Here is a 23,211-nt window from a genome sequence, read left to right as displayed (position 1 = left end):
CCCGCTTTCCCGGCGGTTGTGGGTTTGTTTGTGGGGCGGCTTCTTGCCTTTCGGCCGTTGCGCGAATGGGGGGTTGGGGGGGCCGGGGTCGGCGGCCCGGCCCCCGCCCTCCGTCAGGCCTCCTGCAGCCGGGCCCGGCGCAGTGCCCGGTGCACCCCTTCCGGGGTGAGTACACCGATCAGCGCGCCGGAGTCCGGGTCAGTGACCCCGATCCGGCCCGAGTCCTCCTGGAGCAGCAGCGCCAGCGCGTCGCGCAGGCTCGCCCCCAACGCCACGCCGGCGGCGGGGGCGTTCTCGTCGGCGGCCGTCAGGTCCGTCTGCGCGACGGGCGTGACGGCGAGCCGCTTGAGCCCGCGGTCGGCGCCGACGAACCCGGCGACGTACTCGGTGGCCGGCGCGGCGAGGACCTGCGCCGGTCGCGCGAACTGCTCGATGGTGCCCGCCCCGTAGACCGCGATGCGGTCACCGAGCCGGATCGCCTCCTCCAGATCGTGCGTGACCAGCAGGATCGTCTTGCGCACCGTGCGCTGGAGCGCCAGGAACTCGTTCTGCAGCCGCTCGCGCACCACCGGGTCCACCGCGCCGAACGGCTCGTCCATCAGCAGCACCGGCGGATCCGCGGCGAGCGCGCGGGCGACGCCGACGCGCTGGCGCTGGCCGCCGGAGAGCTGCTCCGGGTAGCGGCCCCCGTAGACGGCCGGGTCCAGCCCGACCAGGTCGAGGAGTTCGGCCGCCCGCGCGCGGGCCTTGGCCTTCGGGGTGCCGATCAGCTGCGGCACCGTGGCCGTGTTCTCCAGGACCGTCTTGTGCGGGAACAGCCCGACCTGCTGGATGACGTAGCCGATGCGGCGGCGCAGTTCGACCGGGTCGGCGGCCGCGATGTCCTCGCCGTCCAGCAGGATCCGGCCGGAGGTCGGCTCGATGAGCCGGTTGACCATCTTCATCGTCGTCGTCTTGCCGCAGCCGGACGGGCCCACCAGGGTGACCAGTTCGCCCTCCGCGACCTCGAAGGACAGGTCCGCGACGGCCGTGGTCCCGTCGGGGTAGCGCTTGGTCACTTGCTCGAATCGGATCACGGAGCCATCCTTCCCTACCGGCGCGGACCCTTTGTGAAGGGCGTGTTGCCCGAGTGCGAAGGATTCCGGCCGTTGTCGGTGCCGGGGGTTATGGTCGCTCATACGTACGTTCAGGTGACGGGGGTGAGGTGCGGATGGCCGGGCAGAGCTGCCTGGTGGCGAACGACTGGATCTGCTGGGAGTACGTCACGTCCCGGTCCCAGGAGCTCACCGACGCCACCCTCGAACACGTCTGGATCACGGCCGTGTCGGTGCTGATTGGCATCGCCGTGTCCCTCCCGCTCGCGCTGCTGGCCCGCCGCGGACGCCGCTGGGCGGCCCCCGTCCTCGGCCTCACCACCCTGCTCTACACGGTCCCCTCGCTCGCCATGTTCTCCCTGCTGCTCCCGGTGTTCGGACTGTCGGCGGCGCTGGTGGTGACCGGCCTGGCGCTGTACTCGCTGACCATCCTGGTCCGCAACGTGCTGGCCGGTCTGGAAGCCGTACCCGAGGAGGTGCGGGAGGCGGCGCGCGGGATGGGGTACGGCGCGGGCCGGCTGCTGTGGCAGGTCGAACTGCCGCTGGCGCTCCCCGCCCTGCTGGCCGGGGTCCGGATCGCGACGGTCTCCACGGTCGCGCTGACGACCGTCGGGTCCATCGTCGGCAAGGGCGGCCTCGGCAACCTCATCGCACCCGCCGTGAACAGCTCCTTCAAGGCCCAGGTGCTCACTGCCTCGGTGCTGTGCGTGCTGCTCGCGCTGGTCGCCGACCTGCTGCTGCTCGGCCTCCAGCGGCTGCTCACGCCCTGGACCCGCGCCACCCGCGGCGGCCGGGGCGCGCGCGCCGCGCGCGTGCTCCGCACCGCCCGCGTCGCCGAGGTGACCTGATGGGAGTCCTCGGGCAGGCCTGGGACTGGCTGGCGGACGGCGCCAACTGGTCGGGGGAGAGCGGCGTCTGGCACCGGCTCGGCGAGCACGTGTACGTCAGCGGGGTCGCCCTGGCGCTGGCCTGCGCGGTGGCGCTCCCGGTCGGGCTGGGGCTCGGCCACCTCGGGAAGGGCGGCGGCCTCGCCGTCAACGTCTCCAACGTCGGCCGTGCCGTTCCGGTCTTCGCGGTGCTGGCCCTGTTCATGGTCTCGCCGCTGCGCAATGCGGGCTACGTGCCCACCATCGCCGCGCTCGTCCTCTTCGCCGTACCGCCGATGCTGACCAACGCGTACGTCGGCGTGCGCGAGGTCGACCGTTCGGTGGTGGAGGCGGCGCGGGGCATGGGCATGTCCGGAAGCCAGCTCTTCTGGAGGGTGGAGCTGCCGCTCGCACGCGGCCTGGTGATGACGGGTCTGCGCTCGGGCGCCGTCCAGGTCGTCGCCACGGCCACCATCGCGGCCATGGTCGGCCAGGGCGGCCTCGGCCGGATCATCACCGCCGGCTTCAACACGTACAACACCCCGCAGGTCGTGGCGGGCGCCCTGCTGGTCGCCGCGCTGGCCCTGCTGGTGGAGGGCGCACTGATCGCGGCGGACCGGCTGCTGCCGGGCGGGGCCGCTCGCTGACCCCGTGACCCCGGCCCCGCGGCGCACGCCCTGGCGGCTTCCCCCATCCCCTCGAAGGAGCAGACACATGAGCAAGTCCACGCGCGTCCTCGGCGCGGCCCTGGGTGCGGTCGCCCTGACCGCCTCGCTCACCGCGTGCGGCGGCGACAGCCTGGAGAAGTCCAAGGACGGGGACTCCTCGGCGTCCGCGCCGGGCGCGGCCGGCGGCAAGGGCGGCAAGCTGGTGATCGGCGCGGCCGGCTTCACCGAGTCCAACGTGCTGGCCGAGCTGTACGCACAGGTGCTGGGGGACGCCGGCTACTCGACCTCGATCACCACGGTCAACAACCGCGAGCTGTACGAGCCCTCGTTGGAGAAGGGCGAGATCGACGTCGTCCCGGAGTACGCGGCGACCCTCGCGGAGTTCCTCAACGCCAAGGTGAACGGCTCGCAGGAGGCCACCGCCAAGCCGGTCGCCTCGAGCGACGTGGCGGCGACGGTGACGGCGCTGGAGAACCTGGCGGGCCCCCTGGGTCTGAAGGCGCTCGCGGCGGGCTCGGCGGTCGACCAGAACGCCTTCGCGGTGACCAGGGAATTCGCCACGAAGAACAATCTCAAGACCCTTTCCGATCTCGGCACGTCCGGGCTCAAGGTGAAGATCGCGGCGAGCGACGAATGCGCCGTGCGGCCGTTCTGCGCACCGGGCTTGAAGAAGACATACGGAATCGACATTTCCGGTATCGACCCCAAGGGTGTCGGAACCCCGCAGGCCAAGCAGGCGGTCAAGGACGGCGTCGACCAGGTGGTCCTCACCACCACCACGGACGCCACCCTCGACGCCTACGGCCTGGTCCTGCTGGAGGACGACAAGAAGCTCCAGAACGCCGACAACGTGCTCCCCGTGCTCCACGCCAAGGACGCCGGCGCTCCCGAGATCGCGGCCGCCCTCGACAAGATCACCAAGGCGCTGACCACGGCGGACCTGGTCGAGTTGAACCGCAAGGTCGACGCCGAACGGGCCAAGCCGGCGGATGTGGCGAAGGCCTATCTCGAGTCCAAGGGCCTCGTGAAGAAGTAAGAGGTCCGCCTTGGGTGAGGAAAGGACGGTAACTGCTCGGAAACAGATTGCCGGGCGGTTACCCCACACCCTGTCCACGCCCTGTAAATTTCAGGCCATGCCCCGTGGACGCCACCGCAATCCCGAACCTCTTCACCGGCTCCTCACGCCGTCGGCCGTTGCCGGTGTGTCCGTCGCCGCCGCCGGCGCGGCCTGGCTCCTCGCCGAACCGCTGCCGCTGCGCCTGCTCGTGGCCCTGACCGCGGCCGCGGGCGTCACCGGCTCCGTCGTCATGCGGTCCTGGGACCGCGCGGCCGGGCGCCGGGTCGCGGAGCTCGGGCGCGAACGGGTCAAGGACGAGTGGCGCACCGACGAACGGATAGCCGAGCTGGAATCCGACCTTGAAGAGGCCCGGATGCTGCGCGGCAAGCTCGACGCCAAGCTGCGCGCCAAGCGGGTCGAACTCGCGGGCCTGCGCGGCGAACACGCGGCGCTGCTGCGGCGCTACGCGACCGCCGAGACCGAGCGCGCGAGCGCCTTGGAACGCCGGCGCCTGCTGGCCATCGAGGCCGCCGCGGCCCCGGCCGCCCCGGCGCCCAAGGAACTTCCCGCCGTCTCCGAGGAGCGCACGGCTTCCGGCGCGCCCACGCCGGTCGGCTTCGCCCGCGCCCACGCCGCGCTGGGGGCCCTGGCCCGCAGGGCGGAGGCGTCGCCGCAGGGCACGCCCGGGCCGGGATCCGGACCGGGATCCGGGCCGGTGAGGTCCGCCTCCACGAAGTCCGCGTCCGCGAAGCCCGCGTCCGCGAAGTCCGCCTTCGCGAAGTCCGCGTCCGCGAAGCCCGCGCCGGAGGCGCACGCCCGGCCCGCGCTGGCCGCGCTTCCCGCGCGCCGTCCCGCCGCCGCGGTGGCCCCGTACTCCCAGCAGCGCCGCTCGGCCTCGCGAGTCGAGGGCGGCTTCGACTTCTTCGGCACGAAGGCGGGTGCGCAGGCCCGCGCGGCCATCGAGTCCGTCCAGAACGAGGACCTGGCCGACGTGGTCGGCGCGGAGGTCCTCGCCGCACACAAGGCGGAGTCCGACCGGGGCGGCGCGGAGCCGGAGTTCAAGCAGGCCACCGCCGAGCACCGCGCCGTGGGCCAGGTCATCGACCTGACGGCCCACGACGAGACGGAGCCGATCGACGTGGCGCAGCTGCGTACGGCGATCTCCTAGCCGTCCGACCCCGCTCCGCCGGCCACGCCCCGGCCGAGCGAGTCGAACCAGCGGACGGCCTGGGGCGCCGAGCGGATCGCCGAGGTGAAGTGGTCGGCGTCCGGGCCCTGGTCGACGATCCTCGCCCGGACTCCGTGGCGAGCCAGGTCGGCCGCGCAGGCACGGGTGTTGGCGAGGGGCACGTCGGTGTCGCCGGAGCCCGCGTAGAGGCGGACGGGTGCCGGGGGCTTCCAGTCGCAGGAGCCGTCGACGGCCTTCAGGGCCGTGAGCAGGGCGCCGTGCGGGTCGCGGACGTTCTCGGCCCACCGGGGCGTGAGCAGCTCCTCGGGAGTCGCCGGGAGCGCGGCGGCGATCTCCTCCACCCCGTGGTTCCCGTCGAACAGGGTTTCCACAGCCTGTGCATAAGGCGCGCGGAACACCTCGGCCGGGTCCTCGTAGAGGGGGTGCAGCCGGTTCTGCGCGGTGAGGAAATAGGAGAGGTAGAAGACGGCGGTGCGCGGTGCGACCCGGCCGTCGGTGATGCCGGGCAGCTCGGAGCCGGTCAGGTCGTACGGGCCGGCGATCGGGGCGAGCCCGCGCAGCCGCAAGCCGTCGCGGCCGAGCGAGAGTTCGCGTCCCAGCGCCATCGCCACCTGGCCGCCCTGCGAGAAGCCCGTGCCGTAGACGTCCCGGGTGACGGTCCGGCCGAGCCGGGCGGCCGCGGCGCGCGTGGCCTTCAGCATGTCCACGGACGCGGTGACGGAGGAGGCGGTGTCCATGTACGGGTGGCTGCCCGGCCCGCCGCCGAGGCCGAGGTAGTCGGGCGCGGACACGGCGCGGCCGGCGGAGGCGTGCAGGTACGGCGTGAGCCGGTTGGAGCCCGCGCCCCCGGACGGGGCGTCGTCGCGGGTGGCGATCGTGCCGTGGGTGTCGGAGACCAGGTCGAGGCGGTACACGCCCTGGCGGGGGAGGACGGGGAGGACGAGGAGGCCGGTGGCGGTCGTCGGGCGGCCCCGGGGGTCGACGGTGGCGTAGGCGAGGCGGTAGGCGGCGACGCCGTACCGGACGGTGGAGGTGTCGAAGCCGAGGGCGGCGAGCCGGGCGACGACCTCGCCGCGGCCGATGGTCTCCAGGGGGGTGACGCCGATGAGGGTGCCGCGGGCGCTCCGCGCGGCGGACGCGGCGGAGGTGCCGGACGTGGCGGGCGCGGCGAGGGCCACGGGTGCGGTGATCCCGCCGAGGACGGCCGCGAGGGCCACGGCGGCAGCGCCGCGTCGGAGCAACTGGCGCGGGCGGACGCTCTGTTGGATCGTCATGGCCCGAAGCTACGGCCGCTCCGGGCGCCCCGACATCCGGCCGCCCCGACCCTGTGGGGGGTGCTACCCCCCCAGGCCTACTTGTCGATGTCACCGACGACGAAGAACAGCGAGCCGAGGATCGCCACCATGTCGGCGACCAGCTGCCCCGGCAGCAGGACCGCCAGCGCCTGGATGTTGTTGTACGAGGCGCTGCGCAGCTTGAGCCGGTACGGGGTCTTCTCGCCCTTGGAGACCAGGTAGTAGCCGTTGAGGCCGAGCGGGTTCTCGGTCCACGCGTACGTCTCGCCCTCGGGGGCCTTCAGCACCTTCGGGAGGCGCTGGTTGACCGGCCCGGGCGGCAGCTCGGCCATCCGGTCCAGGCAGGCGACGGCCAGGTCGAGCGCGTTGTGGGTCTGCTCCAGCAGGACCTCGAAGCGGGCCAGGCAGTCGCCCTCGGTGCGGGTGACGACCTCGAGCACGTCCTGGAGCTCGCCGTAGGCGAGGTACGGCTCGTCGCGCCGCAGGTCGAAGTCGACGCCGGAGGCGCGGGCGATCGGGCCGGAGACCCCGTACGCGTGCACGGCCTCGGCGGACAGGATGCCGACGCCGCGCGTGCGGCCCCGGAAGATCTCGTTCCCGCGGACCAGCTTGTCGTAGACGTCCATGCGGGTGCGGACGTCGGCCACCGCCTCGCGGGCACGGCCGAGCCAGCCGGCCGGAAGGTCCTCCTTCAGGCCGCCGACCCGGTTGAACATGTAGTGCATGCGGCCGCCGGAGATCTCCTCCATGACGGCCTGGAGCTCCTCGCGCTCGCGGAACGCGTGGAAGATCGGGGTGATCCCGCCGAGTTCGAGCGGGTACGAGCCGAGGAACATCAGGTGGTTCAGCACCCGGTTCAGCTCGGCGAGCAGGGTCCGCATCCACACGGCCCGCTCGGGGACCTCCATGCCGAGCATCCGCTCGACGGCCATGACGACGCCCAGCTCGTTGGAGAACGCGGACAGCCAGTCGTGGCGGTTCGCGAGCATCACGATCTGGCGGTAGTCGCGGGCCTCGAAGAGCTTCTCGGCGCCGCGGTGCATGTAGCCGACCACCGGCTCGGCGCTGACGATCCGCTCGCCGTCCAGGACGAGCCGCAGGCGCAGCACGCCGTGCGTGGAAGGGTGCTGGGGGCCGATGTTGAGCACCATGTCGGTGCTCTCCGCCGCGCCGCCGATGCCGACCGTGGTCTCCGTCATGGCGGCATTCTCGCAGCCGGGGGGGCCGCTCGGCCCACCCCCCTACGCTGGGGGAATGGAAACGGGGACAACGGGTGGGACGAGCGGACCCGAGTGGGTGGGCCTGCCGGGCGGGCTGCTCACGTTGCGGCGGCTTCTGCTGGTGTTCTGGACGGGGCTGTTCGCGCTGGTGACGGCCCTGGTGCTGGGGCTGGCCGCCGGTCCGGCGTGGGCGGCCCTCGCGGGGGTCTGGCTGCCGGTCCTCGCCTGGGGCTGGTGGCTGCTGGGCCGCAACTGGCTGTCCTGGCGCTACGCGGAGCGCGCCGACGACCTGCTGATCAGCCGGGGCGTGATGTGGCGCCAGGAGACCGTGGTCCCGTACGGGCGGATGCAGCTGGTCGAGGTGGCCTCGGGGCCGCTGGAGCGACGCTTGCGGCTGGCCTCCCTCCAGCTGCACACGGCCGCGGCGGCGACCGACGCGAAGATCCCCGGGCTCGCGCCCGCGGAGGCCGAGCGGCTGCGGGACCGGCTGACCGAGCTCGGCGAGGCAAGGTCGGCGGGCCTGTGACCGCCGAACCCGCGGCGGCCTCCGCCGACCTTGCGGCGGCCTCAGCCGAGCGGCGGCTGCACTTCCTCACGCCCCTGCGCCGCGCCTGGGTGCCGATCGCCGCGACCATCGGCGTCGCCGCCCAGCAGGGCGAGAACGTGGCGGAGTGGGTCACCGGCCTCTCCACCCTCCTGCGGGCCCTCGCGCTGGCCGCGCTCGTCCTCGTCTTCGGGGCGTACGGCTTCCTCAGCTGGTGGTTCACGCACTACGCCGTCACCGACGCCGAGCTGCGCATCCGCAGCGGGCTCCTCTTCCGCCGTACCGCCCACATCCGCCTCGACCGGATCCAGGCCGTCGACGTCACCCGCCCGCTGCTGGCCCGGCTCGCCGGCGTGGCCAAACTCCGCCTCGACGTCATCGGCACCGAGGACAAGGACGAACTGGCCTTCCTCGGCGAGGACGAGGCCGTCGCGCTCCGCGCCGAGCTGCTGGCCCGCGCGGCCGGCTTCGCCCCGGCCGAGGCCGTCACGCTGGGCGAGGCCCCCGAGCGGCAGCTGCTCCGGGTGGGCCCGCGCGACCTGGCGATGTCGCTGGTGCTGACCCTCTGGGCCCCGGCGGCCGTGGCCGGGGGGCTCGCCGCCCCGTTCGCGGTGTGGTGGTTCAGCTCCAGCCCGTGGGTGGCCGCCTTCACCCTCCTCCCGGTCCTGGGCGCGGTCTGGAAGGGCACCGCCGGCCGGTTCCTCGCCGAGTACGACTGGACCGTCGCCGAATCCCCGGACGGGCTCCGCCTCGACCACGGGCTGCTGGACCGCGCCCACGAGACCGTGCCGCCGGGGCGCGTGCAGACCGTACGGATCGTCGAGCCGCTGCTGTGGCGACGGCGCGGCTGGGTGCGGGTGGAGCTGGCGGTGGCCGGCTCGAAGAACGACGTCCTGGTCCCGGTGGCCACCCGCGCCGCCGCCCACGCCGTCGTCGCGCGCGTCCTGCCCGGCGTCGACCTGACGGGGCTGGCCTTCGTCCCGTCGCCACGGTCCGGATCCCGCTGGGTGGTGCCGGTGTGGTGGAAGGGGTACGGGCTGGCCGTCTCCGAGGACGTGTTCGCGGCGCGCCGCGGCCGCCTGTGCCGGCGGACGGAGATCGTCCCGCACGCCAAGGTGCAGAGCGTGCGCCGCTCCCAGGGCCCCTGGGAGCGGGCCCGCGGCGTGGCCGACGTCCATGTCGACACCGGCGCGAACGCCACGGTCACGGCCCGCCTGCGCGGGACGGCCGAGGCCGCCGAGCTGCTCGACGCGCAGGCGGCCCGCTCCCGCACCTCCCGCGCCGCGGCCCGCCCCGACCGCTGGATGACCGGAGGCCCGGCCGCCGGCCAGGCCTGAGGCCCGGCGCGCCGGCCCGGCCGCCGACCGGCCGCCGACCGGCCGGCGGTGCGTCCGGTCCCGGTCGGGTCAGGCGCCGCCGCCGCCCGCGCGGACCAGGCCCGTCTCGTACGCGAGGACCACGACCTGGACGCGGTCGCGCAGGTTCAGCTTGGTCAGGATGCGGCCCACGTGGGTCTTCACCGTGGCCTCCGAGAGGACCAGGCGGGCGGCGATCTCGCCGTTGGACAGGCCCTGGGCGACCAGCATCATGACTTCGCGCTCGCGTTCCGTCAGCCGCTCGACGTCCTTGTTCCGCGGCTCGGACGAGGTCGCCGGGAGCATCGGCGCGAAGCGGTCCAGGAGCCTGCGGGTCGTGGACGGGGCGACGACCGCGTCGCCGCTGTGCACCGAGCGGATCGCGGCCAGCAGCTCGCCCGGCGGGACGTCCTTGAGCATGAACCCGCTCGCGCCCGCCTTCAGACCCGAGAACGCGTACTCGTCCAGGTCGAAGGTGGTCAGGATGATGACCTTGGGGTGCTCGGCGGGCTCACAGATGCGGCGCGTGGCCTCGACCCCGTCGAGCCGGGGCATGCGGACGTCCATCAGCACCACGTCGACCTTGGTGGCCCGCAGCACCTCCAGCGCCTCCAGGCCGTCGCCGGCCTCGGCGACCACCTCCATGTCGGGCTGGGCGGCGAGCACCATCCGGAAGCCGGTGCGCAGCAGCACCTGGTCGTCGACCAGCATCACGCGGATGGAGGAGCCGGTGGGGAAGGACATCGATCACCTTTTCTTGAGCGGGAGCAGGGCACTGATCCGGAAGCCGCCACCGGGCCGAGGGCCCGCGTCCAGGGTGCCCCCGACCATACCGATGCGTTCGCGCATGCCGATGAGTCCGTGTCCGGCACCGTCGGCTCCGCCGTCCTGGTACAGCTCGTGGGCCGCGCCGCGGCCGTCGTCCTCGACGAGCAGGCCGAGTCCGTCGTCGAAGTAGACGAGGCGCACGCTGGCCCTCGCGTCCGGGCCGGCGTGCTTGCGCGTGTTCGTCAGCGCTTCCTGGACGATCCGGTACGCCGTCAGCTCCAGGCCGCTGGGCAGGGGGCGCGGGGTGCCCTCGACTTCGAAGTCCACCGCGAGTCCGGCCGCCCGCACCTGCTCGACCAGCACGTCGATCTGCTCCACGTCGGGCTGCGGCACGTAGTCCTCGGACTCCTGCGGCTCGCCGGTGCGCAGGACGCCCAGCAGCCGGCGCATCTCGGCCAGCGCGAGGCGCCCGGTGCCGGAGATGGTCTGGAGGGCTTCCTTGGCCTGCTCGGGGGCCGAGTCCATGACGTAGGCGGCGCCGTCGGCCTGGACCACCATCACCGAGACGTTGTGCGCGACGACGTCGTGCAGCTCGCGGGCGATCCGGGCGCGCTCGGCGGCGACGGCCACCTGGGCCTGGGCCGCCCGTTCCTTCTCCAGGCGCTGATTGCGCTCGACGAGCTGGGCGTAGTAGGCGCGCCGGGTGCGCAGGGAGTCGCCCAGCACCCAGGCGAGCGCGAAGGGGACGATCATGAAGAGGGAGTAGGCGAGGGTCTCGAAGCCCGTGGTCCCCTTGTCCACGCCGAAGCGCAGGAAGTAGAGCGGGGCGGCCGCGAGCCCCCAGCCCAGGGCGGTGCGCGACACCAAGCGAGGGACGTCGCTCGCGGCGACCGTGAAGAGGAGCGCGAACATCGCCAGGTCCCACGTGCCGGCCGTGACGGCCAGGGCCAGCTGGTAGATCCCGGCTCCGAGGACGAGCCAGAACATCTGCTGGGTCCACTTGCGGCGCAGTGCCACGGCCGTGCTCAGCGCGACGGCCAGGGGTACGGCGGCCAGCTTGAGCCCGGTGTCCAGGGCGGGCTCGCCCACGACGTTCGTCATCGACACCCCGAACAGGAGGACAGCCCAGAAGCTGTCGACGCCCGTCGGGTGTCTGCGGAGGAAGTCGTAGAGACGCTGCACGTAACCCAGAGTAGGGACAGCGGATAGGTGCTGGAGTCAACCAGAGGGGCGATCCGGATGCGGGGGGAGTACTACCGGAGGTGGAGGCGCCATAACCTTTCCGCGATGAGCACTCAGGGTGAACGCACGGCAGACGGAGCGGAACGGGCGCGGCCCGTCCGCTGGCGGACGGCGATGGAGCGCGCGCTGTACGGGCCCGGGGGGTTCTACGTCCGCCCCGGCGGGCCCGGTCCCGCCGGGCATTTCCGCACCTCCGTGCACGCCTCCCCGCTCTACGCGCGCGCCGTGGCCCGGCTGCTGCTGTGGGTGGACGAGGAGCTCGGCCGCCCGCAGGAGCTGGACCTGGTCGATGTGGGGGCCGGGCGGGGGGAACTGCTGGCCGGGGTGCTGGCGCAACTGCCGGCGGGTACGGCGGCGCGGGTGCGGCCGTACGGGGTGGAGCGGGCCGGGCGGCCGGACGGCCTCGACGGGCGGATCCGGTGGACCGACGAGCCGCCCGGGGGGACGCGGGGGCTGCTCTTCGCCAACGAATGGCTCGACAACGTCCCGGTGGACCTCGCCGAGGACGGACGGTACGTCGAGGTCGCGCGGGACGGTACGCAGAGCGCGGGCGGCCCGGTGGACGGCAGGGACCGGGCCTGGCTGGACCGGTGGTGGCCCGGCGCGGGCCGGGCGGAGATCGGCAGGCCGCGCGACGAGGCCTGGGCGGCGGCCGTCGCGACGGTGGACCGGGGTCTCGCGGTGGCGGTGGACTACGCCCACACCCGGGACACCCGGCCGCCGTACGGCACGCTGACCGGGTTCCGGGCCGGGCGGGAGGTCGCGCCCGTCCCCGACGGCAGCTGCGACGTCACCGCCCACGTGGCGCTGGACGCGTGCGCGGGGCCGGGGGCCGCGCTGCTGACCCAGCGCGAGGCACTGGGCGCCCTCGGCGTCTCGGGGGCGCGGCCGCCGCTCGCGCTGGCCTCGAGCGACCCGGCGGCGTACGTCCGCGCGCTGTCCCTGGCGGGGGAGGCCGCCGAACTCACCGCCCGCGGCGGGCTCGGCGACTTCGGCTGGCTCGTCCAGCCGGTGGGCGTCGGCCGCTGGCCGGGCTAGGCACACTGCCCCGGGCGGCTGGGGTCGCCGGGCCGCACGGGACGGGATCCTCCGCCCGCGCCGCCCGCACCGCCCGCACCGCGTGATCGTCGAATCGCGGCCGGCCCTCCCGTGTCGGACCAGCCCTTAGGCTGCCCCGCATGACTTCCGGCATAGCCGACGCCTACTCGGCCTACCTGCGGCGGCTCGGTATCACCGAGCCCCCCGGCGCCCCCTCCGCGGAGGGGCTGTTCGCCCTCCAGCGGGCCCACCTGGAGCGCATCGCGTACGAGAACCTCGACATCCAGCTCGGCCGGCCGGCCGGGATCGACCCCGAGTTGTCGGTGCGCCGCTTCGCCGCCGGCCGCGGCGGGTACTGCTTCCACCTCAACGGCGCCTTCGCGGCGCTCCTCGGCCGCCTCGGCTACGACGTCACCCGCCATCTCGGCGGCGTGTACAAGGAGTCCGAGTCCGCGTCCGCCGAGCGGGGCGTGAGCGGCGACCACCTGGTGCTCACCGTCCGGGTCGACGGGGCGGAGTACTACGTGGACGCCGGCCTCGGCGACGGCCCGCACGAGCCGCTGCCGCTGCGCGAAGGCTCCTACGGACAGGGCGCGTTCGGCTACTCCCTGGAGCGGCCGGAGCCGGCGGGGGGCGAGGACCGGCCGGCGTGGGTCTACCGCCACCCGGGCAGCTCCGCCCCCGTCGTGAGCTTCCGCGCGGAACCCGCCGGGACGGCCGACTTCGAGGCCGAGCACGTCCGGCTGTCGACCTCCGAGGACTCCGGATTCGTACGGGCCTTCGCCGTCCTGCGGCGCGACGCGGACGGCATCGACGCGCTGCGCGGGCGGGTGCTGAGCCGGGTCGACCCCGTGAAGGGGAACACGGAACGGGTGCTGGACGGCCCGGAGGAGTTCTACGCCACCCTGGAAGGCCTCTTCGGACTGGAACTCGACGACCTGACCCCCGCCGACCGCGCGGCGCTGTGGGCCCGGGTGAGCCGCGCCCACGAGACCTGGCTGGAGACTCGGCGCGGCTGACGGGGCGCGAGCGGGGGCGAGGGCGGGGCCGGGGAGAGGGGCGGGACGAGGAGGAGCGCGGCCGGAGGGCGGCCCGGACGTCACGACGGAGGGCAGACTGGGGGCATGTCCCACTCCCCGCGCCGAGCCTGTCCCTCCTGCGGCCGCGACTGCGCCGTGACCGCAGGGCGGATCGCCCGCCACGACCCGCCGGCCGGGCGGGGGCGCGGAGACCTGGTCTCCTGCCCCGGTTCCCGGGCCCGTGTGATGCTCGGCGCGGCCGCCCCGACGCTCGACGGCTTCACGCTGGGCCCGCATCCCGGCCAGCTCCCGCTGTTCTGAAACACGCGGGTGGGGGCGGCCGGTCCGTACCCGGCCGCCCCCACCCGTACCGCCCGTCGGCTGCCCCTACGGCCCGACGGTCACCGCCCGTCGACTACGAGGTGGCGTCGTGGTCGTGGCCGGGGCGCAGGCCGCCGCCCGTGCCGGATCCGGTGCTGGGCTTCGACACCACCGGCTGCGCCAGCGGCGCCAGGTCGTACGCGTAGTGGCCGACCGCGTTCGCGATGACGTCGACGTTGATGTCGAGCGCCTTCTGGTCGATGTTCGCGATCGTGTCGCCCTTGCCGTGGTAGTTCACGTCGTACGCGACGTCCGCCTGACCGCCGAACTTGGCGGCCTGCGCGGCCGTCTTGATGCCCTCCGCGCCCGTGTCCGTACCCCCGGACGGGATGCCGGCCTCGATGAACGGGCCGTAGTCCGAGCGGCCGGTGAAGTCGGAGCCCTCGTGCGGGATGCCGCGGCCGTCGAGGAAGTCGGTGATGCCCTTCTCCAACTGGGCCGAGCCCTCCGGGCCGGGGCCCGAGCCGACCTTGTCCGAGTCGTCGCCGTCGTAGACGAAGTACGCGGCGTTCGGCGAGGCGATCATGTCGAAGTTCAGGTAGAGCTTGATCTGCTTCTTCTGCGCGTCGCTCAGCCCGCTGACGTACGCGTCGGAGCCGAGCAGGCCGAACTCCTCCGCCGACCACCAGGCGAACTTGACCTTGTTCTTGATCTTCGTCTGGCTGCTCGCGAGGCGCTGCGCGACCTGGAGGATGCCGGCCGAGCCGGAGCCGTTGTCGTTGATCCCCGGGCCCGCCGCGACGGAGTCGAGGTGCGCGCCGAGGAAGACGGTGTTGTCCTCGTCGCCGCCCCGCGATTCCGCGATGACGTTGAACGTCTTGCGGTCCTCGTGGAACTCGCGGATGTCGAGGGTGACCTCGACGGGTCCGGCCGCGGCCTCGGCGGCGAGCCGCTCGCCGTCCGCCTGGGTGACGCCGCCGGTCGGGACCTTGCCCGCGTCGGCCGCCCCGAGGGTGCCGTTCAGGGCGCCCGCGGTGTTGTTGTAGATGACGGCGCCGACCGCGCCGGCCGTCGCCGCGTTCGCCTGCTTGACCGCGAAGGTGCAGCCGCCGCGCTTGATCAGGGCGACCTTGCCGGTGAAGGCGCCCGCGGCGAAGTCGCCGGGCTCGCAGCCGTTCGTGCCGTCCGCGTCGACGGGGGCGACGGCGACCGGGGCCGTCACGCCGTTCTCCGGGCCGCTGGCGGTGTACGTCATCACCTTGATCGGGACGTCGCGGCCCCCGGCGCCGTTGACCTTGAGGCTCTCGGCGATCGCCTCGACGTACACGAAGTCGAATTCGTTCCTGGTGACCTTGTAGCCGGCCGCGCGCATCACGGCCTCGACGTACTTGGCCGACTGCTCGTGGCCCTTGGAACCCGCCACGCGGTTGCCGTTGTTGTAGTCGGCGATGGCCTGCAGGACCTTCAGGTGGTTGTTGGCTCCCTTGCCGGTCGCCTCCTTGACCAGCTTCCTGGCCAGGGCGTCACCCTTGGCGGCGTCGCTCTGCGGGTTGCCGGTGGCACCGGCCGGACCGGCGAGCAGCAGAGGGGAGACGAGTGCCGCGGCTGCCAGGGCGGCGGTGGCTGCGGCTATACGGCGTGAGGGCATGCAAGGTCCTTCCACGACGGGTGCGAGAGCGAGTGCTGGTGCGGGTGCTGAGGCAGTTCGGGCGCGTTGCGTGGGGGGAGTGGTGGACGCACGTTAGACAGCAAGTAGCGGCCGTGGCCAGAGTTTTCGCTGATTCCGGTTTGTGAAATCCGTATATCGGTGCATCCGAGCCGTCGAAATCCGGCCAATGACCGCTGTGGGTACCGCCGCGGGACTACCGCAGGATGCCCTCGATGAAGTCGGAACCGATACGGGCGACCGCAGCCAGCTCCAACTGGTGCTGTACGTAACGGCCTTGCCGGCGCGTCTGGAGCAGCCCGGCCTTCTTCATCACCGCCAGATGGCGCGACACTTCCGGCGCGGTGATCCCGTACGCGGCCGCCAGCTCGCCGGTCGTGTACGGGGCACGTGCCAGGCTGCGGCACAGCATCATCCGCATCGGATGGGCCAGAGCCTCCATGCGCCGCTGGAGCAGCTCCACCGACCCCGGGGACGAGGCCAGTTCGGGAGAGCCGAGCGGGTAGTGGACGACCGGCCGCCAGCCGGGGGCGTGCAGCACCAGCAGGTGCGGCCAGCCGAAGTTCGTCGGGACGAACAGCAGGCCGTCGCCTATTCGGGGATCGGTGGCGGTCGTGGAGCCGTGCACCATCTTGTCCACCGAGAGGGTGGTCAGCCCCTCGTCGAGGCTCAGCGCCGAGGAGACCTCCTTGAGCGTGGCCGGGAGCCCCTTACGGCGCAGCAGCTCCGTCTTGTGGCGGGCGTCCGCGCTCTGCCGGGGCTCGATCCGGTTCCAGGTCTCCGCGAAGAAGGCCTCGTCGCAGTCCTCCAGCAGCCGGCGCAGCCACACCCGGACGCCGGCGGTGTCGTCGAGCACCCGCACGGCGAAGGCGAGCTGCTGCGGCCCGCGCGCCGAGGCCGACTCCAGCGCCTTCGCGCGGGCGAGCGGATCCGCGAGCGGCGAGTGTGCGACGCCGCCGTCGTACATGGTCAGCCGGCAGTGCTCCAGGGCGGCCGACACGAACCGCTCGTCGTCCAGCCGGTCCAGCAGGTCGAGCTCCTCGGCCAGCGTCGCGCCGGGCCGGCCGGAGCCGCCGGGGATCCCGGCGAACGGCATGAAGATGTCGGCGAAGGAGCTGCGCCACATGAAATCGCCCTCCAGCAGCCGGTCCGCGATGCAGGGGTCGAGCGCGGCCGTGGTGGCGGAGGTCCAGGAGGCCAGCCCGGGGTGGTGGCCGGGCTGTGAGAGCGCGTGCAACGCCATGCAGAGCTCCGCGAGCGGCGACGGCGCGAAGCCGATCCGCTCCGCGGGGAGCCCGGTGATGTCGATGGTGACGCTCATCGCATCATTCTGCCCGGGCGCGGGCCACGCGGTTGACGGGACCGGGCGGCCGGTGCAGGGGGCCTCTCCCGTACGGGTGACGGGCCGCTGCTCCCGTACGGGTGACAGGCAGCCCCGTCCGGACGGGTGACCGGGAGCGGGGGTCACGGGCGGCGGGGACGAGCCGCCGGCGCGTCGGGCGCCGGATCCCACCGGCCCGCGGACGGGCTCCGCGGCGGCGCTCCGCAGTACGCCGGTTGACGGGCTCGGCCGACCGGTGCGCCCGGCGCGGCCGAGGGGGTGAGTCCGCGCCTTGCGCCGTCGGCCGCGCCCGTCCGGGCCGCCGGGCCGGCGTCACCGGATGCGGGCCACGAAGTCGGTGACGGCCCTGGTCACGTCCGCCTCCGTCCACGACAGCCCCGGCTCCGTCACCTCCACCTCCGTCACCGAGAGGCCGGGCGGGCCGTCGGGGGACCAGCGGCGGAAGAGGACCGTGCCCGTCTCCTCCGCCAGCCGGACGCCCGCCTCCGTGAGGCGGTCCGCGTCGTACGGGAGCCAGACCTGGAACTGGTGGGTGTGCGGAGCCCGCGGGTTGACCCGGAACCAGGGGACCTCGCAGGCGGCCAGGGCCGCGGACAGCGCGGCCGCGACCCGCCGCGCCTGGGCGACGTAGGACGGGAGCTTCGGCAGTTCCCGCTCCAGCCCGGCCAGGGCCGAGAGCGCGGCGGGGAACTGGCGGAAGACCTGGCCGCCGTACCGGTGGCGCCAGACCCTGGCCTCCGCGACGAGCGAGGCCGGACCGGCGAGGGCCGCCCCGCTCAGGCCGCCCAGCGATTTGTAGAAGGAGACGTAGACGGAGTCCGCCAGCGCGGCGATCTCGGGCAGGGACCGCCCGAAGTGCGTGGTCGCCTCCCACAGCCGGGCGCCGTCGAAGTGGACCACCGCGTCCCGCTCCCGGGCGGTGGCCACCAGCGCCGACAGTTCCTCCCAGGTGGGCAGCAGGAAACCGGCGTCGCGCAGGGGCAGCTCCAGCATCAGCGTCCCGAACGGCTCCGCCAGCTCGGCGATCTCCGAGGCCGTCGGCTGGCGCGGCTCGCCCGTGGGGTGCACGGTCCGCAGCCCGGAGACGACCGACACCGCGCCCCCCTCCCAGCGCTCCGGATGGCTCATCGGATGCAGGGCGACCACCGGGTTCCCGGTCCGCCCGGCCCAGCAGCGCAGCGCGATCTGCTGGGCCATGGTCCCGGTCGGGAAGAACGCCGCGTCCTCGGTGCCCAGGAGCTCGGCGACCCGGCGCTCCAGCCGGGCCACGACCGCGTCGCCGTAGACGTCGGCCGGCTCGTCCGGGTCCGGGGCCAGCGCGCCCAGCTCCGCCAGCAGCCCGGCCATGGTCGCCTCCCGCAGGCTGTGCGACAGCTTCCGCCGGGCGGCCCGGCCGGCGGCCAGGAGCCGCCCGGAGAACTCCTCGGCCCGCTCCTCGGCCGCCCGCGCGGCGATCTCCTCGGCGGCCTCGGCCACGGCCGACTCGTCCGCGGCCTCCGCGGCCTCCTCGGCGCCCTGGCCGCGGGCCTGCGCCGGGGTCCGCTCTGCGGCCTGCTGCGGGGCCTGCTGCGGGGCCGGCTCCGGGGCCGGCTCCGGGGCCCGCTCCGGGTCCCGCCCGGCGCTCCCGTCGGAGTCCCGGCCGGCGTACCGGCCCGCGGCCCCTTCCGCGCCCCGGTCCGCCGTCCCGCCCGGATCCCGCCCGGCCGCCCGACCCGCCACCGCTTCCGTGTCCTCGTTCATGCCCCGATCATCGCCGACCGGCCAACACGCCCAGGGGCTAGCATGGCGACGTATCGTCCGGTACCCCCTGCGGACTGGAACGGAAGGCCTTCCCCGCGTGAACACATCTCCTCAGGCGGAGCGCCCTGCCAGGCTCTCCGTCGGCGTCGTCGGAGCCGGCCGGGTCGGCCCCGCGCTGGCCCGCGCCCTCCAGCAGACCGGGCACCGGCCCGTCGCCGTGTCCGGGGTCTCCGACGCCTCCCGCCGCCGCGCCGAGCGCATGCTGCCGGGCGTGCCGGTCGTCCCGCCCGCGCAGGTCCTCCAGGCCAGCGACCTCGTCCTGCTGACCGTCCCCGACGACGCGCTGCCGCCGCTGGTGCAGGGCCTCGCCGAGACCGGGGCCGTCCGGCCCGGACAGCTCCTCGTGCACACCTCCGGGCGGTACGGGGTCTCCGTGCTCGACCCGGCCCGCCGCGCGGGCGCCCTGCCGCTGGCCCTGCACCCGGCGATGACCTTCACCGGCACCGAGGTCGACGTGCAGCGCCTCGCCGGCTGCTCCTTCGGGGTGACCGCCCCCGACGAGCTGCGGCTCGCCGCGGAGGCCCTGGTCATCGAGATGGGCGGGGAGCCCGAGTGGATCGCGGAGACGAACCGCCCGCTCTACCACGCGGCCCTCGCCCTCGGCGCGAACCACCTGGTCACCCTGGTCGCCCAGTCGATGGAGCTGCTCCACAAGGCCGGCGTGGAGCACCCCGACCGGATGCTCGGCCCGCTGCTGGGCGCGGCCCTGGACAACGCCCTGCGCTCGGGTGACGCGGCCCTGACCGGACCGGTGGCCCGCGGCGACGCCGGTACCGTCGCCGTGCACGTCTCGGAGCTGCGCAAGCACGCCCCGGCCACGGTCGCCGGCTACCTCGCGATGGCCCGCTCGACCGCCGACCGGGCCCTCGCGCACGGCCTGCTCAAGCCCGAGCTCGCCGAGGACCTCCTCGGCGTCCTCGCCGACGGCGCCGAGGACCCGGGCCTCGACGGCCGCGACGGCCCCGGAGGCGGTGACCGGTGATCCTCCTCGACACCGCCGACGAGCTGCACGAGCTCCCCCGCACCGGCCGCCGCGCCGTGGTCATGACCATGGGCGCCCTCCACGAGGGCCACGCCACCCTGGTCCGCGCCGCCCGCGCCCAGGCCGGCCCCGACGGCCAGGTCGTGGTCACCGTCTTCGTCAACCCCCTCCAGTTCGGGGCGAACGAGGACCTCGACCGCTACCCCCGCACCCTCGACGCCGACCTGGCCCTGGCCGAAGAGGCGGGCGCCGACGCGGTGTTCGCCCCCGCCGTGGAAGAGGTCTACCCGGGCGGTGACCCCCAGGTGCGGATCAGCGCCGGCCCGATGGGCGAGCGCCTCGAAGGGGCCACCCGCCCCGGCCACTTCGACGGCATGCTGACCGTCGTCGCCAAGCTGCTCCACCTCACCCGCCCCGACCTGGCGCTCTTCGGCCAGAAGGACGCGCAGCAACTCGCCCTGATCCGGCGGATGGTCACGGACCTGAACTTCCCGGTGGAGGTGGTAGGCGTGCCGACCGTCCGTGAGGACGACGGGCTCGCGCTGTCCTCCCGCAACCGCTACCTCTCCGGCACGGAGCGGCACACCGCCCTCGCCCTCTCCCGCGCCCTGTTCGCCGGTCGCGACCGGCTCGCGGCCCAGGCCGCGCTGCGTGCCCGCGCCGAGGCCCAGGCCCCGCCGGCCGGCGACGAGCGGGCCACCGCTCTGGCCCGGCTCGGCGAGATCCGCGCCTCCGCCGACGCGCACGCCGTCTCCGCGGCGGGCGCCGGACTCCCCGACGCCGTACGTGCCGCCGCGCGGCACGTACTGGAGGAGGCGGGCCGCCACGACCCGCCCCTCGTACTGGACTACCTGGCGCTGATCGACCCCCAGGACTTCACCGAGGCAGGCCCCGGCTTCACCGGGCAGGCCGTGCTGGCCGTCGCCGCGAAAGTGGGCACGACCCGGCTGATCGACAACATTCCATTGGAGTTCGGAGCACACGCGTGAGCACCCCAGGCAGAGGTCCCGCAAAGGCGGGCACCACCACCGGCACCGGCATACGGCTGCACGCCCAGGCCCCCGGCTGGGCCGTCGACGCCGACGTCGTGGTCGTCGGATCCGGAGTCGCGGGCCTGACCGCCGCACTGCGCTGCGCCGCCGCGGGCCGCCGTACGGTCGTGGTCACCAAGGCCCGCCTCGACGACGGCTCCACCCGCTGGGCCCAGGGCGGCATCGCCGCGGCCCTCGGCGACGGGGACACCCCCGAACAGCACCTCGAGGACACCCTCGTCGCCGGTGCCGGCCTGTGCGACGAAGCCGCCGTACGCCTCCTGGTCACCGAGGGCCCCGGCGCCGTACGCCGCCTCATCGAGGCCGGAGCCGTCTTCGACACCTCGGCCGAGACCGGTGAGATCGAGCTGACCCGCGAGGGCGGCCACCACCGCCGCCGCATCGCGCACGCGGGCGGCGACGCCACGGGCGCGGAGATCTCGCGGGCGCTCGTCGAAGCCGTCCACGCGGCCGGCATCGAGACCGTCGAGAACGCGCTCGTCCTCGACCTCCTCCAGGACGAGCGGGGCCGTACCGCCGGCGTCACGCTGCACGTCATGGGCGAGGGACAGCACGACGGGGTCGGTGCGGTCCGCGCTCCCGCCGTGATCCTCGCGACCGGCGGCATGGGCCAGGTCTTCTCCGCGACCACCAACCCGTCCGTCTCCACCGGCGACGGGGTCGCGCTCGCGCTGCGCGCCGGCGCGGAGGTCTCCGACCTCGAGTTCGTGCAGTTCCACCCCACCGTGCTCTTCCTCGGCCCCGACGCCGAAGGCCAGCAGCCCCTGGTGTCGGAAGCCGTGCGCGGCGAGGGCGCGTACCTCGTCGACGCCGACGGCGTCCGCTTCATGACCGGCCAGCACGAGCTCGCCGAGCTCGCGCCCCGCGACATCGTCGCCAAGGGCATCATGCGCCGCATGCAGGAGCAGGGTACGCAGCACATGTACCTGGACGCCCGGCACTTCGGCGCGCACATGTGGGAGCACCGCTTCCCGACCATCCTCGCCGCCTGCCGCTCCCACGGGATCGACCCGGTCACCGAGCCCATTCCCGTGGCCCCGGCCGCGCACTACGCCTCCGGCGGCGTACGCACCGACCTGCACGGGCGCACGACCGTCCCCGGCCTGTACGCGTGCGGCGAGGTCGCCTGCACCGGCGTGCACGGCGCGAACCGGCTGGCCTCCAACTCCCTGCTGGAGGGGCTGGTCTTCGCCGAGCGCATCGCCGACGACATCATCGCGCGGGCCGTGCCCGGCACCGGCCCCGCCGGTCCGGCCGCCCCCGCCCTCCCCGTCCCGGCCACCGGCCCCCTCCAGCCCGCCGAGGCGCGCTACGAGATCCAGCGCATCATGACGGACGGCGCGGGCGTACTGCGCTCCGCCGCGTCGCTGCGCCGGGCCGCCGCCGCGCTCGAGGCCCTGTACGCGACGGCCGCCGGCGAGCTGGAGACCCGGGGCAAGACGGCCGTCCCCGGCACCGAGACCTGGGAGGCCACCAATCTGCTGTGCGTCGCCCGGGTGCTGGTCGCCGCCGCCCAGGAGCGCGCGGAGACCCGCGGGTGCCACTGGCGCGAGGACCACCCCGACCGGGACGACGCCGTCTGGCGCCGCCACCTCGTCGTACGCCTTTCGGAGGCGGAGCGACGGGCCCTGGTCGTCACCCCCACAGAATCGGCGGACTTCCCGTCCGTACAGATCCCCCTGAGCAACGACAGCCTGGAGCAGTAACCGTGAGCACGCACGAGCACGACCACAACGAACTCCCCCTCGCCGGCCAGAACGAGGGCGGCTGCGGCGACGACTGCGCCTGCGGCGAGGGCGAGGAGTCCGGCCTCGACCCGGCCCTCGTCGAGCTGCTCGAGGAGGCGGGCCTGGACGCCATCGAGGTCGAGGACATCGCGCACATGGCGCTCTCCGAGGACCTCGACGGCGGAGAGGACGTCACCACCGTCGCCACCGTCCCCGAAGAGGCCGAGGCCATCGCCGACTTCGTCGCCCGCGAGGACGGCGTCGTGGCGGGCCTGCGCATCGCCGAGGCCGTGTTCTCGGTCGTCTGCACCGAGTCCTTCGAGGTGGAGCGCCACGCGGAGGACGGCGACGTCGTCAAGGCCGGGCAGGTGCTGCTGTCCGTGCGCTCGCGCACCCGCGACCTGCTGACCGGCGAGCGCAGCGCCCTCAACATCGTGTGCCGCCTGTCGGGCATCGCGACGGAGACCCGCCGCTGGGTCGACGCCCTGGAGGGCACCGCCACCAAGGTCCGCGACACCCGCAAGACCACCCCGGGCCTGCGCTCCCTGGAGAAGTACGCGGTGCGTTGCGGCGGCGGTACCAACCACCGCATGTCGCTGTCGGACGCGGCGCTGGTCAAGGACAACCACGTGGTGGCGGCCGGCGGCGTCGCCCAGGCCTTCAACGCCGTGCGGGAGGCCTTCCCGGAGGTCCCGATCGAGGTCGAGGTCGACACCCTGGAGCAGGTCGGCGAGGTCCTGGAGGCCGGCGCGGGTCTGATCCTGCTGGACAACTTCACCGTGGAGCAGACCGCTCAGGCCGTCGCCCTGGTCGCGGGCCGCGCCGCACTGGAGTCCTCGGGCCGCCTGGTCCTGGACACCGCCCGCGCCTACGCCGAGACGGGCGTCGACTTCCTCGCGGTCGGCGGGCTCACCCACTCCGCCCCGATCCTGGACATCGGTCTCGATCTGCGCGAGGCGGTGTAGC

General features: G+C 74.2%; 21 protein-coding genes. 13 read left to right on the top strand and 8 right to left on the bottom strand.

Annotated features, from left to right (window positions below):
• Window positions 1-113: 113 nt before the first annotated feature.
• Window positions 114-1,076, bottom strand: a complete 963-nt coding sequence (locus ABZY44_RS22740; protein ID WP_356656613.1) for a betaine/proline/choline family ABC transporter ATP-binding protein — start codon at window positions 1,074-1,076, stop codon at window positions 114-116.
• Between the two features lie 134 nt (window positions 1,077-1,210).
• Here ABZY44_RS22740 and ABZY44_RS22735 point away from each other — a divergent pair, with 134 nt between their 5' ends.
• The 4 genes from ABZY44_RS22735 to ABZY44_RS22720 all read left to right on the top strand — a co-directional run bounded on the left by ABZY44_RS22735 (window position 1,211) and on the right by ABZY44_RS22720 (window position 4,853).
• Complete coding sequence (locus ABZY44_RS22735; protein WP_356656611.1) at window positions 1,211-1,942, top strand: ABC transporter permease; 732 nt, start codon at window positions 1,211-1,213, stop codon at window positions 1,940-1,942.
• Window positions 1,942-2,607, top strand: coding sequence for an ABC transporter permease (locus tag ABZY44_RS22730; protein WP_356656609.1), 666 nt, complete (start codon window positions 1,942-1,944; stop codon window positions 2,605-2,607). The genes ABZY44_RS22735 and ABZY44_RS22730 overlap by 1 nt, the downstream gene beginning before the upstream one ends.
• Before the next feature lie 67 nt (window positions 2,608-2,674).
• A complete protein-coding gene (locus ABZY44_RS22725; protein WP_356656607.1) occupies window positions 2,675-3,664 on the top strand; it encodes an ABC transporter substrate-binding protein in 990 nt (329 codons plus the stop codon).
• A 97-nt stretch (window positions 3,665-3,761) separates the two neighbouring features.
• Complete coding sequence (locus ABZY44_RS22720) at window positions 3,762-4,853, top strand: hypothetical protein (protein WP_356656605.1); 1,092 nt, start codon at window positions 3,762-3,764, stop codon at window positions 4,851-4,853.
• Here ABZY44_RS22720 and ABZY44_RS22715 read toward each other — a convergent pair.
• Together ABZY44_RS22715 and ABZY44_RS22710 are read right to left on the bottom strand one after the other, a co-directional pair.
• A complete protein-coding gene (locus tag ABZY44_RS22715; protein ID WP_356656603.1) occupies window positions 4,850-6,148 on the bottom strand; it encodes an alpha/beta hydrolase in 1,299 nt (432 codons plus the stop codon). The genes ABZY44_RS22720 and ABZY44_RS22715 overlap by 4 nt on opposite strands.
• 77 nt (window positions 6,149-6,225) lie before the next feature.
• Entirely contained in the window at window positions 6,226-7,368 is a 1,143-nt protein-coding gene (locus tag ABZY44_RS22710; protein ID WP_356656601.1) for an NADH-quinone oxidoreductase subunit D, read from the bottom strand.
• A 55-nt stretch (window positions 7,369-7,423) separates the two neighbouring features.
• Between ABZY44_RS22710 and ABZY44_RS22705 the strand changes: the two genes are divergently transcribed.
• Both ABZY44_RS22705 and ABZY44_RS22700 read left to right on the top strand, forming a co-directional pair.
• Window positions 7,424-7,915, top strand: coding sequence for a PH domain-containing protein (locus ABZY44_RS22705; RefSeq protein ID WP_356656599.1), 492 nt, complete (start codon window positions 7,424-7,426; stop codon window positions 7,913-7,915).
• The gene (locus ABZY44_RS22700) at window positions 7,912-9,270 is read left to right on the top strand and encodes a PH domain-containing protein (protein ID WP_356656597.1); all 1,359 of its coding nucleotides are present in this window, start codon (window positions 7,912-7,914) and stop codon (window positions 9,268-9,270) included. The genes ABZY44_RS22705 and ABZY44_RS22700 overlap by 4 nt, the downstream gene beginning before the upstream one ends.
• Before the next feature lie 69 nt (window positions 9,271-9,339).
• Here the strand turns inward: ABZY44_RS22700 and ABZY44_RS22695 are convergent, their stop codons facing one another.
• Together ABZY44_RS22695 and ABZY44_RS22690 are read right to left on the bottom strand one after the other, a co-directional pair.
• Window positions 9,340-10,032, bottom strand: coding sequence for a response regulator transcription factor (locus ABZY44_RS22695; RefSeq protein ID WP_356656595.1), 693 nt, complete (start codon window positions 10,030-10,032; stop codon window positions 9,340-9,342).
• Between the two features lie 3 nt (window positions 10,033-10,035).
• Window positions 10,036-11,238 carry a sensor histidine kinase gene (locus ABZY44_RS22690; protein WP_356656593.1) on the bottom strand — a complete coding sequence of 401 codons (1,203 nt, stop codon included), beginning with the start codon at window positions 11,236-11,238 and terminating at the stop codon, window positions 10,036-10,038.
• A 105-nt stretch (window positions 11,239-11,343) separates the two neighbouring features.
• Between ABZY44_RS22690 and ABZY44_RS22685 the strand changes: the two genes are divergently transcribed.
• The 3 genes from ABZY44_RS22685 to ABZY44_RS22675 all read left to right on the top strand — a co-directional run bounded on the left by ABZY44_RS22685 (window position 11,344) and on the right by ABZY44_RS22675 (window position 13,676).
• Window positions 11,344-12,336: an SAM-dependent methyltransferase gene (locus ABZY44_RS22685; protein ID WP_356656591.1), complete on the top strand. Its 993-nt coding sequence runs from the start codon at window positions 11,344-11,346 to the stop codon at window positions 12,334-12,336.
• Window positions 12,337-12,476: 140 nt separating this feature from the next.
• Window positions 12,477-13,355 carry an arylamine N-acetyltransferase gene (locus ABZY44_RS22680; protein ID WP_356656589.1) on the top strand — a complete coding sequence of 293 codons (879 nt, stop codon included), beginning with the start codon at window positions 12,477-12,479 and terminating at the stop codon, window positions 13,353-13,355.
• 105 nt (window positions 13,356-13,460) lie between these two features.
• Entirely contained in the window at window positions 13,461-13,676 is a 216-nt protein-coding gene (locus tag ABZY44_RS22675; protein WP_356656587.1) for a hypothetical protein, read from the top strand.
• Between the two features lie 94 nt (window positions 13,677-13,770).
• Here ABZY44_RS22675 and ABZY44_RS22670 read toward each other — a convergent pair whose 3' ends face one another.
• The 3 genes from ABZY44_RS22670 to ABZY44_RS22660 form a co-directional block, all read right to left on the bottom strand.
• Window positions 13,771-15,324 carry a M28 family metallopeptidase gene (locus tag ABZY44_RS22670; protein ID WP_356656585.1) on the bottom strand — a complete coding sequence of 518 codons (1,554 nt, stop codon included), beginning with the start codon at window positions 15,322-15,324 and terminating at the stop codon, window positions 13,771-13,773.
• A 214-nt stretch (window positions 15,325-15,538) separates the two neighbouring features.
• Complete coding sequence (locus ABZY44_RS22665) at window positions 15,539-16,663, bottom strand: DUF5937 family protein (protein WP_356656583.1); 1,125 nt, start codon at window positions 16,661-16,663, stop codon at window positions 15,539-15,541.
• Between the two features lie 333 nt (window positions 16,664-16,996).
• On the bottom strand, window positions 16,997-18,139 hold the full coding sequence (locus ABZY44_RS22660) for a beta-eliminating lyase-related protein (RefSeq protein ID WP_356656617.1): 1,143 nt from the start codon (window positions 18,137-18,139) through the stop codon (window positions 16,997-16,999).
• Between the two features lie 382 nt (window positions 18,140-18,521).
• Here ABZY44_RS22660 and ABZY44_RS22655 point away from each other — a divergent pair, with 382 nt between their 5' ends.
• The 4 genes from ABZY44_RS22655 to nadC are packed head-to-tail and all read left to right on the top strand — an operon-like array spanning window position 18,522 to window position 23,210.
• Entirely contained in the window at window positions 18,522-19,466 is a 945-nt protein-coding gene (locus tag ABZY44_RS22655; protein WP_356656581.1) for a DUF2520 domain-containing protein, read from the top strand.
• Window positions 19,463-20,455, top strand: a complete 993-nt coding sequence (panC, locus tag ABZY44_RS22650; RefSeq protein WP_356656579.1) for a pantoate--beta-alanine ligase — start codon at window positions 19,463-19,465, stop codon at window positions 20,453-20,455. Before ABZY44_RS22655 ends, panC begins: the two co-directional genes overlap by 4 nt.
• Window positions 20,452-22,224 (top strand): L-aspartate oxidase, encoded by a 1,773-nt coding sequence (locus ABZY44_RS22645; protein WP_356656577.1) that lies wholly within the window; start codon window positions 20,452-20,454, stop codon window positions 22,222-22,224. Before panC ends, ABZY44_RS22645 begins: the two co-directional genes overlap by 4 nt.
• Window positions 22,225-22,226: 2 nt before the next feature.
• Entirely contained in the window at window positions 22,227-23,210 is a 984-nt protein-coding gene (gene nadC, locus ABZY44_RS22640) for a carboxylating nicotinate-nucleotide diphosphorylase (protein ID WP_356656575.1), read from the top strand.
• The last annotated feature ends 1 nt before the right edge of the window (window position 23,211 follow it).

This window comes from Streptomyces sp. NPDC006544 (assembly GCF_040611715.1).
Classification (GTDB): Bacteria; Actinomycetota; Actinomycetes; order Streptomycetales; family Streptomycetaceae; genus Streptomyces.
Note: the sequence above shows the minus strand (reverse complement) of the source record. Positions and strands in the feature narration are given on the sequence as shown.

Excerpts from the sequence above, each read along its gene's own strand:
- ABZY44_RS22685 (WP_356656591.1), top strand. The coding sequence starts at position 11,344 with ATGAGCACTCAGGGTGAACGCACGGCAGACGGAGCGGAACGGGCGCGG.
- ABZY44_RS22710 (WP_356656601.1), bottom strand. The coding sequence starts at position 7,368 with ATGACGGAGACCACGGTCGGCATCGGCGGCGCGGCGGAGAGCACCGAC.
- ABZY44_RS22730 (WP_356656609.1), top strand. The coding sequence starts at position 1,942 with ATGGGAGTCCTCGGGCAGGCCTGGGACTGGCTGGCGGACGGCGCCAAC.
- ABZY44_RS22720 (WP_356656605.1), top strand. The coding sequence starts at position 3,762 with ATGCCCCGTGGACGCCACCGCAATCCCGAACCTCTTCACCGGCTCCTC.
- ABZY44_RS22670 (WP_356656585.1), bottom strand. The coding sequence starts at position 15,324 with ATGCCCTCACGCCGTATAGCCGCAGCCACCGCCGCCCTGGCAGCCGCG.
- ABZY44_RS22675 (WP_356656587.1), top strand. The coding sequence starts at position 13,461 with ATGTCCCACTCCCCGCGCCGAGCCTGTCCCTCCTGCGGCCGCGACTGC.
- ABZY44_RS22705 (WP_356656599.1), top strand. The coding sequence starts at position 7,424 with ATGGAAACGGGGACAACGGGTGGGACGAGCGGACCCGAGTGGGTGGGC.
- ABZY44_RS22665 (WP_356656583.1), bottom strand. The coding sequence starts at position 16,663 with ATGAGCGTCACCATCGACATCACCGGGCTCCCCGCGGAGCGGATCGGC.
- ABZY44_RS22680 (WP_356656589.1), top strand. The coding sequence starts at position 12,477 with ATGACTTCCGGCATAGCCGACGCCTACTCGGCCTACCTGCGGCGGCTC.
- ABZY44_RS22735 (WP_356656611.1), top strand. The coding sequence starts at position 1,211 with ATGGCCGGGCAGAGCTGCCTGGTGGCGAACGACTGGATCTGCTGGGAG.
- ABZY44_RS22715 (WP_356656603.1), bottom strand. The coding sequence starts at position 6,148 with ATGACGATCCAACAGAGCGTCCGCCCGCGCCAGTTGCTCCGACGCGGC.
- ABZY44_RS22725 (WP_356656607.1), top strand. The coding sequence starts at position 2,675 with ATGAGCAAGTCCACGCGCGTCCTCGGCGCGGCCCTGGGTGCGGTCGCC.
- ABZY44_RS22695 (WP_356656595.1), bottom strand. The coding sequence starts at position 10,032 with ATGTCCTTCCCCACCGGCTCCTCCATCCGCGTGATGCTGGTCGACGAC.